The following is an 11,486-nucleotide window of genomic DNA, read 5'->3' as shown; positions in this document are numbered from 1 at the left end:
CGCGTCAGCGACGGGCACGTTCGCGCCGACGGTCGAGGGTTCGGTCGCGGGCTGCGGCTTAGGCGCCGAGTCGCTTGCGGGCGACGGGGCCAAGGCTGCGTCTCCCGCAAAGGCCTGCTGGCGCTCGGGCTTGTCGGTCTGCGGCGTCTGGCGCCAGAAATTCGGGTCGAAGGGGTCGCGCATCGCCTCGCCACCATTCATCCCCGGCTTGCCGGTCGCACCGAGCGTCAGGGTCGAGGCCCGGTCCGAACCGGGTTCGGGCTTGGCGGCTGCGACCTCCGCGAGAACGGCATAGGGATCCTCGAAGGCGGCCTTGCCCTGGCGCGGGTCCTTTAGCGTCGCGCTCGGACGCCGGTCGGAGCCGGTCTTGGCGGCGCCGACCTGGTCGCCGTCATGGCGGCTGGTGCTGTCGACCTCGCCGGGCTCGGCGTCCTGCGGGTTGCGCACGCCCTTGCGGTCCGAGGTCGTGTCGGAAAGCTTGATCGGGTTGAAATACTGGGCGACGGTCGTTCTGGTCTCACGATTGGTCGAGTTGACCAGCCAGAGCACGAGGAAGAGCGCCATCATCGCCGTCATGAAATCGGCATGGGCGATCTTCCAGACGCCGGTCTTGATCGCATCCGTCTGACGGCCCGCGCTGCGGCGGAGGATGATGAAGTCCTGGCGGTCGGTGTCCATGGCGCTGCTTCCGATGCGGGCGTGCGGTGTCAGGCGGCGGGACGGCGGCGGCGGTCGGGACCCTGGCCCCGGAGCCGCGCGACCCAGGCCGCGATGCGGGTTTCGATCACGGTCTCGCCGAGCACGATCGACACATCGACCGCCTCGTTTTCCGTGAACTCGACGGGCGTCCCGGCGGGAAAGACGCCGCGCAGCGTCGCCAGCAGCTCGGCCGGGCCGCTGACGCGGATCAGGGCACCGTCTCCGCCGCTGAGCAGGGGGCGGATCTGGTCGATCAGCGCGCGGCTGGCGGCATCGCTGAGCTCGCGCTCGAGGAAGGGCCGCAGCAGCCGCCCGGTGGTCTCGGCGAGGTGTTCGCCGAGCGCCTCGAGCGCCCGCGGCAGCTCGGCGGACAAGGGCGTGGCGACCGCCTCCGTCCAGGCGAGCCGTGCCTGTTCAAGCGCCGCCTCGGTCTCCTGACGCTGGCGGGCGGCGGCGGCTTCCGCTTCGGCGCGGGCCTCGGCGAGACCGGCCTGGCGGCCGCTCTCGTAGATGGCGTCGAGATCGGGCGGCGGCTCGCGCGGGGTGCGGGGCAGGAAGGCGGGCAGCTCGATTTCGGCTTCGGGCGTGGCCGTGCCGGCCTCCGGCAGGAGAGCGATATCGCCCTCGTCGATCTCGAAGCTCGGGATGAAATCGGCGGCGGAGCGGTGTTTCACGCGCGCTCTCCCTCATGGATCCACTGCTTCAGGATCGCGGCGGCCTGTGCCTCGTTGAAGTCGATGAGCTGCTCGAGCTTGCGCAGCGGCGAGCGCTGCGAGGCGCTGGTGAGGTCGCCGATCAGGTTGAGGCCGATGTCGCCGCCGGCGAGCTGCAGCTGGGGATCGACGGCCGAGACATTCGCGTCCTCGGTCATCGCGGCGACGGCGGCGGGCGTCGGGCGTTTCAGGATGGCGTTGATCGAGGGCCGCAGGCCGAACCAGATGATCAGTGCGGCGAGGCCGAGGATGGTCACGGCGTTGATCAGCGTGCCGGACTGGCGCAGCAGCGCCTCGGCGACGCCGACGGGCGGCGTCGGCTCCAGCGTGCGGCTGCCCTGCAGGAAGTCGACCGCCAGCACCTTGACCGCGTCGCCGCGCTGGCTGTTGACGCCGGCGGCGGAGGCCACGACCTGGCGGACATCCTCCAACCTCGCCTCGATCGCCTCCGGACTCGGCGAGGCGCCGAGGGATTCGACCAGGCGCGGCCGATTGATCAGCACGGCGATCGACATCTTGGCGACCGAATAGCCGTCGCTGACGGTCTGGATGCGCTTGGAAGAGATCTCGTAATTGGTCAGCTCCTCGCGGCGCTGCTTCTCCTCGCTCGAGCGCTGGCCGCCATCGGCGCGCACGGCGCGCTCCGGCACGTTCTGCTCGACCGTCGTCGGCTCCTGGGTCGCTGCGTTCTGGGAGGTGTCGTTCTCGCGCACGACGCGCACCGAGCGCTCGACCTTGGAATCGGGGTTGAAGACCGTCTCGCTGGTTTCCTTGCGGTCGGTGTTCAGCTCGGTCGCGACGCTGATCTCGAAATTCTCCAGCCCGAGATAGGGTGTCAGCGCCTTGCGGACATTGTCCTGGATCTCGCGGCTGACGCTCTGCTGGAGGCCGGCGAGCTTGGAGGAGGCCATCTGGCCGGGTTCGCCGCCGGTCGCGAGCAGGGTGCCGTCGGTGTTGAGCACGGTCACCTTCTCGGCCGAGAGCCCCGGTACCGCGGAGGCGACGAGATGGCGGATCGCCTGCGCGACGTTTCCCGCACCCGAGGTCTCGGTGCGCACGACGACGCTGGCGGAGGCCGGCTGCTGGTCGCGTCGGAAAGAGCCCTTGTCGGCGAGCACGAGATGCACGCTGGCTGCCTTGACGCCGCGCATGAGCTGGATGGTGCGGGCGAGTTCGCCCTCCATGGCGCGCACGCGGGTGATCTCCTGCATGAAGGAGGTCAGGCCGAGCGAGCCGAGCTTGTCGAAGAGCTCGTAGCCGCCGCTGGTGCTGCGCGGCAGCCCCTTCTCGGCCAGCAGCATGCGGGCCTGGGCCGCCTGGGTCGGCTTGACCAGCACCTGCGTGCCCTCGGAATTGACGTCGAAGACGACGCCGGACTCCTGCAGCGCCGCGCCGATGCGGTTGACGTCCTCGCGCTGCAGCCCGCTGTAGAGAACGGTCAGCTCCGGCCGGCTCAGTTGATAGGCGCTGATGCCGATTGCGGCGAAGACGAACAGGCCGATCGCGGCCAGAGCGGCCAGTCGCTTCGGCCCCAGTTGCTGGAGGTTGAGCCAGATCTCTTCAGCGTATTGCCGGCCCGGCATCGTCGTTCCTTCATGCGTGGCAGGTGATGACGCCACTGTGCTGGGCGAGCCTTGCGCGAGCATTGCGCGGGTTCAGACCCTCGCGGAGTGAAAACGGAGAAGGCCGCGCTCCCGGGGGAGAGCGCGGCCCTGTCTGTCGTGTGGAGGTGCCTTTCGCGTCAGCCGCGGAACAGCGAGAGGATGCTCTGGCTGCCGGAGTTGGCGATCGACAGCGCCTGGATGCCGAGCTGCTGCTGGGTCTGCAGCGCCTGGAGGCGGGTCGATTCGGCGTTCATGTCCGCATCGACGAGCTGGCCGATACCGCGGTCGAGCGAGTCCTTCAGGGCCTTCACGAAGTCCTGCTGCAGGCCGATGCGGTTCTTGATGGCGCCGAGATTGGTGGCGGCATCGGTGATCGTGCCCAGGGCGTCGTCCACAGCCGAGATGTAGGTCTCGAGCTTGGCGAGGTCCGTGGCGTTGTCGGTCAGCGCGGCGATGTCGATATCGGCGACGGAGAAGGTCTCCCAGGCGGTGCCGGTGAAGGCATCGTAGGTCTTGTCCAGGATGCCCTTGTTGCTGTCGACCGGGGTCGCCAGCGCGGTCAGCGTCACGGCGGCGCCGAGGCCGGCGACGCTGGCGTCGATCTCGACGTCGGCGTCGTTGCGGCTCTTGAACGCCAGGGCGTCACCGGCGGCGTTGATGCCGACCGACAGGCCCTCGATGCCGAGCTTGTTGATCTCCTTGGCGATGTCCTTCAGCGAGGTGCCGGCGGCGACCGCGATGTTGAGGGCCGGAGCCGCGCCGACGGTGACGGTGATGTTGCCGCCGACGTCGAGCAGGGGATCGCGGGCCGCGGAGGTGGCCGTCGGGAAGGTCTGCGCCGCATAGGCCGTGTCGAGGTTCGCGTCGTAGAGCTTGATCGCGTTCAGATCGACGGTGACGGTGTCGACCTGGACCTGGCCGCCGGCACGGGAGAAGGACGAGACGACCGACTTGGTGTCGTTGTAGCTCGACGCCGTCGAATCGACCGAGATCCAGTTCTCGCCGTTGAACACCGCGGAGTCCGCCGTGTTCTTGAGCTGGCTCTGGAGCTCCTTGATCTCGCTCTGGATCTTGTCGCGGTCGACGCCGGGGGTCCGGGCCGCGACGAGCTTGGCCTTGATCTCCGAGACGACTTCGACGGTGCCGTTCAGGCCGGTATACATCGTGTCGATGGTCGCGGCGCCGAGGCCGAGAGCGTCCTGCACCGCGCCGAGCGCCTTGTTGTCCGAGCGCATCGTCGTGGCGATCGACCAGTAGGCGGCGTTGTCGGAGGCGGTCGAGACGCGCTGGCCGGTGGCGATGCGGTTCTGCGACTGGGCGAGGTTCTTGTTGGTCTGCGTCAGCGTCTGCAGCGCAGTCATCGCGGAGGTGTTGGTGAGCAGGCTGGTCATGATGATGTTCCTCAATCTGGAAGGGATTGGTGGGAACATTCCGGGTTTGCACCGGGATGGCAGGGCGGCTTCATGCCTTTGACGCCGGGGACGCACCCATCGGGTCAACCTGCCATGGGTCTGGTGTAGCGGGGCAAGCTTGCGCGGGGCTGACGTTGGAAGCATGGCTGGTGTGACATGCGATGGTCCATGCGGTCGTCATTCACAGTGAGGCCAGAATGAGCCTGGGTGGGATTTCCAACCTCGACTACACCGTCCTCCTGTGTCGGAGGCTGGCGGAAACGCGCGTCTTCTACCGCGATGTGATGCAGTTTCCGATCGAGGTCGATCAGGAAAACTGGGTCAATTTCCGGGTCGGTGCGGCGCTGCTCGCCCTGCGTCCGCGCGGCGTCTGGAGCGTCTGCGACGACGGCGCCACCCTGCCCGGATCAGCGGCCGTCCAGCTTGCCTTTCGCGTGGCCCCGCCCATGGTCGATGCCTGCCATGCGGAGCTGCTCGCCAAGGGCGTGCCGATCCTGCGGGGGCCGACCGATCTGCCGAACTGGCGGCATCGGACGCTGTTCTTCCGTGACCCGGAGGACAACATCATCGAAATCTACGCCGAATACTGACCGCGAAAACGGGTGGCCTCGGCCTCACGCCACCTTCTTCGCATAGACGAGGCAGAGCAGCTCGGCGACGACCTTGTAGAATTCCGGCGGGATCATCTGGTCGAGCTGGACGGCGGCGTGGAGCGAGCGGGCGAGCGCGCGGTCCTCGACCACGGGGATATCATTGGCTTCTGCGATCTCGCGGATCTTGAGCGCGATCAGGTCCGTGCCCTTGGCCAGCACCAGCGGCGCGCCGCCCTCCTCCTGCACATAGCGCAGCGCCACGGCGTAATGGGTCGGGTTGGCGATGATCACGGTGGCGCGCGGCACGGCCGCCATCATGCGGTTGCGGGCGCGGTCGCGGGCGAGCGAGAGCCGGCGGGATTTCAGGATCGGGTCGCCCTCGGCCTGCTTGTGCTCGTCCTTGACCTCCTGCTTGGTCATGCGCAGCGAGCGGCGCCAGAACTTCTGGGTCCAGACCAGGTCGATCGCGACGATCACGATCGTCGCCACGCAGGCCGCCGAGAGTAGGCGGATCGCGATGGTCAGGATCATCTCCGGAAGGGCGCTGGGATCCCTCAGCATGGCCGTCACCACCGTGTTCTTGTCCGATTTGAGGATCAGCCAGACGGTCACCGTGATGGCGGCGAACTTGGCCAACGACTTGCCGAATTCAACGAGACCCTGGCTGCCGAAGATCCGCGTGAAGCCCTTGGACGGCGAGAGCCGCGACCATTGCGGCTTGATCCGTTCGAGGGCGAGCTGGGGCGGATGCTGCAGGAAGGCCGCGCTCAGGCCGAAGACGAGGAAGAGCGCGAAGACGGGCCACAGGAACAGTCCGGCCTGCATCGCGGCGTGGAGCAGAAGCGTGGTCGTGTTGCCGCTGGTCGAGATGTCGAAGCCGGCGGGATCGGCCAGGAAATCGGAGAGGAAGCGCGCCATGGCGGCGGCTCCGTCCCGCATCAGGAAGACGCCGGCGATCATCGTCGCGGCGATGCTGGCGAAGATCGGAGCCTCCTTGGAGGAGGGCGTGTTGCCGCGCTCGACGGCATCGCGCACCTTCTTCTCGGAGGCCTCCTCGGTCTTGCTCTCCTGGTCCTGTTCGGACACGCGTCGTCACCTCCTCGTCGGCACGCTGCCGTTTACTGGAAATAGGCGCCCTCTTCGCGGTCCGGGTTGAGTTCGATTTCGCCGCGGCTGGCCATCTCCAGCGCGATGTCGGTGATGGCGCGGCGGGCATCGACGACCTCGCGCTGCAGCGCCGGCTCGCCGTTCTCGAGATCCTGCTGCACGATGCGGCGCGCACGGGCCGCCAGCGAGGAGAGGATCTGGTCGCGGAAGGCGGCTTCCGTGCCCTTGAGCGCGAGCACGAGCCGGTCGGTCGGGACCTGGTCGAAGATCGCCATGCGGGCGCGGGCGGAGAGCTTGACGATGTCGTCGAAGGTAAAGAGCAGGCCCTTCAGCATCTCCGCCGATTCCGGGCGGATGCGCTGCAGGCTGCCCAGCGCCTCCTCCATGTCCTGGCTGTCCATCTTGTTGAGGATGTCGGCCATGCGGGCATGGGTATCGGCGCCCTTGTTGCGCGATAGGTTGAGGGTGAAGCCCTCGTAGAGCGCCTTCTCGACGATTCCCGCCGGCTGCTCGGCCACCGGCTTCAGGTTCAGCATGCGCCGCATCAGCTCATGGCGCTTGTCGGCCGGCCACTGCGTCATCACCCGCGAGGCGCAGGCCGGCTTGAGCTTGGAGAGGACGTAAGCCGCCGTCTGCGGGTGCTCCTTGGCGAGATAGCCGGCGAGCGCGCTCTCGGGCATCTGCGAGATGCGATCCCAGATCGAGCGGTTTGCCGCCTCGGCGGTCTCGCCGATGATCTCGGTGATTTCCTCGGGCGGCAGCACGCCGGTCAGCAGCTTCTGCACCTCGCCGGGCGAGCCGACCAGGTTCATGCCGCGCGAAAACTGGTCGCTGAACTCGTCGACGAGATCGGCGATGTCGTCGGCGGCGACCGGGCCGAGCTCGGAGGCGCGCCGCATCAGGGCGCGGACCTCGGCGGTGTCGAGATGCTTGAGCATCCGTCCTGCCAGCGGCTTGCCCATGGCGAGCACGAGCACGGCCGCCTTGCCGGCGCCGCCCAGCGCCGCCGTCTTGCTCACCGGCGCAGTCGTGGCGGGGCTTGCGGCCCGGTTGTCCTTCGCGATCGCCGTCATGCTGCGCCTCGCCTCACTCTTCGAACTTGGCCTGGACGCCGACGATCTCGGTCAGCGAGACGCCGAAGCGGCTGTTGTCGTCCTCGACGATCACGACCTCGCCACGCGCGACGATGCGGCCGTTGACGACGACGTCGACCGGCTCGCCGACGCGGTGGTCGAGCGGCACCACCGCACCGCGGCGCAGCTTCATCAGATTGGCGACCTGCATGGAGGCGCTGCCGAGCACGACCTGGATTGTGACCGGGATGCGCATCACGGCTTCGAGATTGAGGGGGTCGTCGACGGGCGCCGGCACCTCCGCCGCCTCGGGCTCGGCCGCGGCCTGCGGCTCCATCAGGGCGACATCGGCCTGCTCTTCGGAAAGAGCGAGGTCGGAGAGCTTCATCGGCTTGGTCGGCTTCTTCATGGTGGTCTCCCGGAGGGAAAGGCGATTGGAAAAGGCCGTCAGGCGGCGTTGCGGCCGGTGTCGCCGCGCCGTGCCTCGCTTGCCAGGCCGATGCGCTTGAGATCGCTTGCGAGCCGGCGTCCGGCGTCGATGCGCTGGCCGAGTTCCTCGACGACCTCGCGGCCGCTGGCGTGGAGTTCGCGGATCGTGGCCTGGATGGCGGACAGCGCCGTCTCGGTCTTGCCGAAGACCTGCTGGAATTCGGCATGGTAGGCGCGCATGCGCTGCAGTTCGCGGCGCATGCGCAGGACCTGCAGGCTGGTCAGCAGCAGGGCCACGAAGAGGACGGCTTCACCGAGATAGAAGATCATCGAAAAACTCCTGTTCCTGGTTGGCGCTGTCCTGCACGCGCAGGACATAGGACCCGTCGCGCTGGCCGAGCTGGCACCAGAAGACGGTCTCGTCGTTGCACTGGAGGCGGACGGGTGAACGCGGCGAAGCCTGCAGCTCGATGACCTGGCCGATCTTGAGGGCGCTGATCTCGCCCAGCGTCATCGGGCGCTCCTCGAGGATCGCCTGCAGCCTGACCTCGGTCTTGTGGACCTCGGTCTGGATCTGCTTCGTCCAGCGCTGGTCCTTGACGGTGGTGTGGCCGGAAACGACGCGGCTGAGACTCTGGCGGATCGGATTCAGGGCCGTCTGCGGGATGATGACGAACATCTGCCCGCAATTGTCGAGGCCCTGGACGAGGAGCTGCGACTTCACCGCGAGGTTGCTGCGGCTGCCGATGGCGGCGAAATACATCCGCGTCTCGATCTGCTCGAAGATGAAGGTGACATCGGCGACGGGGCTGAAGGCGGCTTGGAGGTTCTGCGCCGCGAGCTCGCAGAGCGCCTGCGCGACCTGGATCTCGATGGGCGTGTAGGGGCGCTCGTCATCGGGGAAGTCCGGCTCGTATTTGTAGGGACGCTCGCTGCCGTCGGCGCCGAAGAGCACTTCGATCAGGGTGAAGACGAAGTCCCGGTCGAAGCCGATCAGGATGCGCGAATCCCATTCAGGCGAGTGGAAGATGCCGGCGATCGTGTTGTGGGCATGGGCGTTGAGCGCGTCGCCGATGCGCTGGCTCTGGACGTTGGCGACGGAGAAATAGGTCGGCGAGGTCGACATCTGGCGCACCGCATCCGCGCAGCCGGTGGCGAGCCGGTCGAAGACCATGCGCAGCATCGGCAGCCGGTCGATCGAGATGCCGGTCGATTCGAGGAGCTTGTCCTCGCGGATGGCCTGGGCGGCGGTGCTCATCAGGCGGCTTCCTTCTGGGCGCGGTCATTGGCGGGCGCCGCACGCTGGCCGGCGCCGCTGATGGTCTTGTCCTCGACCTCGTCGATGGAGGGCCGCTCGGCGGCGGAGATGACCTTGCGGCCATATTCGAGCGCGACCTGCGGCGCGGCGCCGTTGATGAAGGCGAGCAGGGTCTGCTTGACGACGATGTAGACGCGCAGCTGCTTCTCGCGCATCGCCTTGATCTTCAACGAAATCGGCCCGATCACCGCATAGGAGAAGAAAATGCCGGCGAAGGTGCCGACCAGGGCTGCGCCGATGAAGCCGCCGAGCAGGGCCGGCGACTGGTCGATCGCGCCCATCGCCTTGATGACGCCGAGCACGGCGGCAACGATGCCGAGCGCTGGCAGGGCTTCGGAGACCGTGCCCAGCGCGTAATAGGGCTTCAGCCGATCCTGGACGTGGCTGCCGATCTCCTCGTCCAGCAGCGCTTCGACCTCATGGGCCTGGGCCTTGCCGACGATGATCAGGCGAAAATAGTCGCAGATGAAGGTTGTCAGCTGGGGATCGGCGAGAACGCTGGGAAAGGCGGCGAAGAGCGTCGATTCATAGGGCGTCTCGATATGCTGCTCGATCTCGGCCCGGCCCTTGTTGCGCAATTCGCGCATCAGCGCGTAGAGCACGCCGAGCACCTCGAAGTAATGGGCCTGGCTGGGGGACTGGTTGCGCAACGCCTCCATCACCGCGGTGCCGGTGTCGGCGACCGTCTTCATCGGGTTGGCGATGATGTAGGTGCCGATGGCGGTTCCCAGGATGATCACCAGTTCCCAGGGCTGCCAGAGCACGGCGACATGCCCGCCCATCGCAGCGAAACCGCCGATGAGCGAGCCGACCGCAATCAACAAACCGATCAATACGCTCAAGGCGTCGCTCCTTCTCGCAATCTGCAAGTGAAGCGCTAGAGCAGCTGGCTTGCGCGAGGCTGAAACGACTGTCGAACCCGGCGGTCAGGTCCACGCAAGCCTTGCGCAGGAGCTTGATGTCTCATGACCATTCGGGCGCAGGCCCGGATCACTGCCGGGATTGCGACGATGACCACGACGACGATGGCCTTCCAGGCCGTGGCGCGGAACCTCCCCAAATCTCTGGAGCGGGCGGCCGCGATACCGCAGACGGCCAATGAGAGCGCCTATTATCTCGCCAATATCGGCAAGATCAAATCGATCGACGACTTCCTCGGCAATGACCGGATCTATCGCTACGCGATGAAGGCCTTCGGGCTGGAGGAGATGACCTATGCCAAGGGCCTCATCCGCAAGGTCCTGACCGAAGGCATCGACACCTCCTCCAGCTTCGCCAACAAGCTGACCGACCCGCGCTACAAGGATCTGGCGACGACCTTCAACTTCGCCCGCTACGGCTCGGCGACGACGAGCTTCGACCGCACGCAGAAGCCGATGACCGAGCGCTATGTCCGCCAGGTCTTCGAGGAGCAGCAGGGCAGCCAGAACGAGAATGTCCGGCTCGCGCTCTATTTCGAGCGCAAGGCGTCCGGCCTGAAGAACGCCTTTGAGGTGCTGGCCGATCCGGCGCTGCTGAAGGTGGTGCAGACGGCGCTCGGCATCCCCGCCTCGACCTCGATGATGCCGATCGACAAGCAGGCGGAGATGATCGGCAAGAAGCTGGATTTCGACCAGCTCAAGGACGCCGAGGGCGTCAAGCGCTTCCTGCTGCGCTTCACCTCGATCGCCGATATCGGCGCCAGCCAGACGGCGGCCAGTAACGCCCTCACCATCCTCGTCGGCCCGCCGGTCGCGGCCGGGGTCAGCACCGACGTGCTGTTCAGCATCCAGAATCTCCGCCTCGGAGGCGTGTGACCATGCAGTCCTCGATCTATGTCGGCCTGTCCTCCCAGCTCGTGCTGGAGAAGCGGATGGAGACGCTGGCGCGCAATGTCGCCAACATGAACACGGCCGGCTTCCGCGCCGAGGAGGTCAAGTTCAGCACCTTCCTGTCGAAGAAGGGGCCGGATGCAGTCTCCTTCGCCTCGGCCGGAGAGACCTATATCAGCCGTATCCAGGGGGGGCTCGACAAGACCGGCAACCCCCTCGACGTCGCCGTCGAAGGCGAGGGCTGGTTCGCGATCACCACGCCCGCCGGCACCGTCTACACCCGCGACGGGCGGATGAAGATGACGCCGCAGGGCGAGTTGCGCACGCTTTCGGACCATCCGGTGCTCGATGCCGGCGGTGCGCCGATGCAGCTCGACCCCGAGGGCGGGCCGCCGGTCATCGCGCGCGACGGCATGATCTGGCAGGGCAATCAGGAGGTCGGCGCGATCGGGCTCTTCGCGATCGACCCCGCTGCCAAGCTGCAGCGCCACGACAATTCCGGCGTGGTTCCGGACCGCCCGGCCGTCCCGATCCTCGATTTCGTGCTCAACGGCATGCGCCAGGGCTTCGTCGAAGGCTCGAACGTCAACCCGATCCGCGAGATGACCAAGCTGATCGCGGTGACGCGCGCCTTCGAGAGCGCCGCCAACGCCATCGACAAGGGCGAAAAGGCGGTCGACGGCGCTATCCGCTCGCTCGGCGAGAGCTGAGCGGTTCCGAGCAATCT

Annotated in this window: 13 protein-coding genes; 3 read left to right on the top strand and 10 right to left on the bottom strand. The window is 67.1% G+C overall.

Going from position 1 to position 11,486, the window contains the following annotated elements; genetic code table 11:
* The 4 genes from Q8M82_RS12710 to Q8M82_RS12695 form a co-directional block, all read right to left on the bottom strand.
* Positions 1 to 678 (bottom strand): flagellar motor protein MotB (locus Q8M82_RS12710; protein ID WP_305691715.1); only part of this gene is annotated, 678 nt, incomplete at its 3' end.
* Between the two features lie 29 nt (positions 679 to 707).
* Positions 708 to 1,373 carry a hypothetical protein gene (locus Q8M82_RS12705; protein WP_305691714.1) on the bottom strand — a complete coding sequence of 222 codons (666 nt, stop codon included), beginning with the start codon at positions 1,371 to 1,373 and terminating at the stop codon, positions 708 to 710.
* Positions 1,370 to 2,995, bottom strand: coding sequence for a flagellar basal-body MS-ring/collar protein FliF (fliF, locus tag Q8M82_RS12700; RefSeq protein WP_305691713.1), 1,626 nt, complete (start codon positions 2,993 to 2,995; stop codon positions 1,370 to 1,372). Before fliF ends, Q8M82_RS12705 begins: the two co-directional genes overlap by 4 nt.
* A gap of 158 nt (positions 2,996 to 3,153) precedes the next feature.
* Complete coding sequence (locus tag Q8M82_RS12695) at positions 3,154 to 4,407, bottom strand: flagellin N-terminal helical domain-containing protein (RefSeq protein ID WP_305691712.1); 1,254 nt, start codon at positions 4,405 to 4,407, stop codon at positions 3,154 to 3,156.
* 182 nt (positions 4,408 to 4,589) lie between these two features.
* On the opposite strand from Q8M82_RS12695, the gene Q8M82_RS12690 reads away from it, so the two are divergent.
* Complete coding sequence (locus tag Q8M82_RS12690; RefSeq protein ID WP_305691711.1) at positions 4,590 to 5,018, top strand: VOC family protein; 429 nt, start codon at positions 4,590 to 4,592, stop codon at positions 5,016 to 5,018.
* Positions 5,019 to 5,042: 24 nt separating this feature from the next.
* Here Q8M82_RS12690 and flhB read toward each other — a convergent pair whose 3' ends face one another.
* The 6 genes from flhB to motA are packed head-to-tail and all read right to left on the bottom strand — an operon-like array spanning position 5,043 to position 9,790.
* Entirely contained in the window at positions 5,043 to 6,107 is a 1,065-nt protein-coding gene (gene flhB / locus Q8M82_RS12685; RefSeq protein ID WP_305691710.1) for a flagellar biosynthesis protein FlhB, read from the bottom strand.
* Between the two features lie 32 nt (positions 6,108 to 6,139).
* Positions 6,140 to 7,201: a flagellar motor switch protein FliG gene (locus Q8M82_RS12680; RefSeq protein WP_305691709.1), complete on the bottom strand. Its 1,062-nt coding sequence runs from the start codon at positions 7,199 to 7,201 to the stop codon at positions 6,140 to 6,142.
* Positions 7,202 to 7,214: 13 nt separating this feature from the next.
* Positions 7,215 to 7,610 carry a flagellar motor switch protein FliN gene (gene fliN, locus Q8M82_RS12675; protein WP_305691708.1) on the bottom strand — a complete coding sequence of 132 codons (396 nt, stop codon included), beginning with the start codon at positions 7,608 to 7,610 and terminating at the stop codon, positions 7,215 to 7,217.
* A gap of 38 nt (positions 7,611 to 7,648) precedes the next feature.
* Complete coding sequence (locus tag Q8M82_RS12670; RefSeq protein WP_305691707.1) at positions 7,649 to 7,960, bottom strand: hypothetical protein; 312 nt, start codon at positions 7,958 to 7,960, stop codon at positions 7,649 to 7,651.
* Positions 7,941 to 8,888 carry a flagellar motor switch protein FliM gene (locus Q8M82_RS12665; protein ID WP_305691706.1) on the bottom strand — a complete coding sequence of 316 codons (948 nt, stop codon included), beginning with the start codon at positions 8,886 to 8,888 and terminating at the stop codon, positions 7,941 to 7,943. Before Q8M82_RS12665 ends, Q8M82_RS12670 begins: the two co-directional genes overlap by 20 nt.
* Complete coding sequence (motA, locus tag Q8M82_RS12660; RefSeq protein WP_305691705.1) at positions 8,888 to 9,790, bottom strand: flagellar motor stator protein MotA; 903 nt, start codon at positions 9,788 to 9,790, stop codon at positions 8,888 to 8,890. Before motA ends, Q8M82_RS12665 begins: the two co-directional genes overlap by 1 nt.
* Positions 9,791 to 9,913: 123 nt before the next feature.
* On the opposite strand from motA, the gene Q8M82_RS12655 reads away from it, so the two are divergent.
* Together Q8M82_RS12655 and flgF are read left to right on the top strand one after the other, a co-directional pair.
* Entirely contained in the window at positions 9,914 to 10,744 is an 831-nt protein-coding gene (locus tag Q8M82_RS12655) for a DUF1217 domain-containing protein (RefSeq protein WP_305691704.1), read from the top strand.
* A 2-nt stretch (positions 10,745 to 10,746) separates the two neighbouring features.
* The gene (gene flgF / locus Q8M82_RS12650) at positions 10,747 to 11,469 is read left to right on the top strand and encodes a flagellar basal-body rod protein FlgF (RefSeq protein ID WP_305691703.1); all 723 of its coding nucleotides are present in this window, start codon (positions 10,747 to 10,749) and stop codon (positions 11,467 to 11,469) included.
* Positions 11,470 to 11,486 lie beyond the last annotated feature (17 nt).

It is taken from the genome of Allobosea sp. (assembly GCF_030694325.1).
Lineage (GTDB): Bacteria > Pseudomonadota > Alphaproteobacteria > Rhizobiales > Beijerinckiaceae > Allobosea.
Note: the sequence above shows the minus strand (reverse complement) of the source record. Positions and strands in the feature narration are given on the sequence as shown.

Bases quoted from the DNA above. Each gene is read 5' to 3' on its own strand.
- fliF (WP_305691713.1), bottom strand. From the start codon at position 2,995: ATGCCGGGCCGGCAATACGCTGAAGAGATCTGGCTCAACCTCCAGCAA.
- Q8M82_RS12695 (WP_305691712.1), bottom strand. From the start codon at position 4,407: ATGACCAGCCTGCTCACCAACACCTCCGCGATGACTGCGCTGCAGACG.
- Q8M82_RS12690 (WP_305691711.1), top strand. From the start codon at position 4,590: ATGGTCCATGCGGTCGTCATTCACAGTGAGGCCAGAATGAGCCTGGGT.
- Q8M82_RS12680 (WP_305691709.1), bottom strand. From the start codon at position 7,201: ATGACGGCGATCGCGAAGGACAACCGGGCCGCAAGCCCCGCCACGACT.
- fliN (WP_305691708.1), bottom strand. From the start codon at position 7,610: ATGAAGAAGCCGACCAAGCCGATGAAGCTCTCCGACCTCGCTCTTTCC.
- Q8M82_RS12670 (WP_305691707.1), bottom strand. From the start codon at position 7,960: ATGATCTTCTATCTCGGTGAAGCCGTCCTCTTCGTGGCCCTGCTGCTG.
- Q8M82_RS12665 (WP_305691706.1), bottom strand. From the start codon at position 8,888: ATGAGCACCGCCGCCCAGGCCATCCGCGAGGACAAGCTCCTCGAATCG.
- Q8M82_RS12655 (WP_305691704.1), top strand. From the start codon at position 9,914: ATGACCATTCGGGCGCAGGCCCGGATCACTGCCGGGATTGCGACGATG.
- flgF (WP_305691703.1), top strand. From the start codon at position 10,747: ATGCAGTCCTCGATCTATGTCGGCCTGTCCTCCCAGCTCGTGCTGGAG.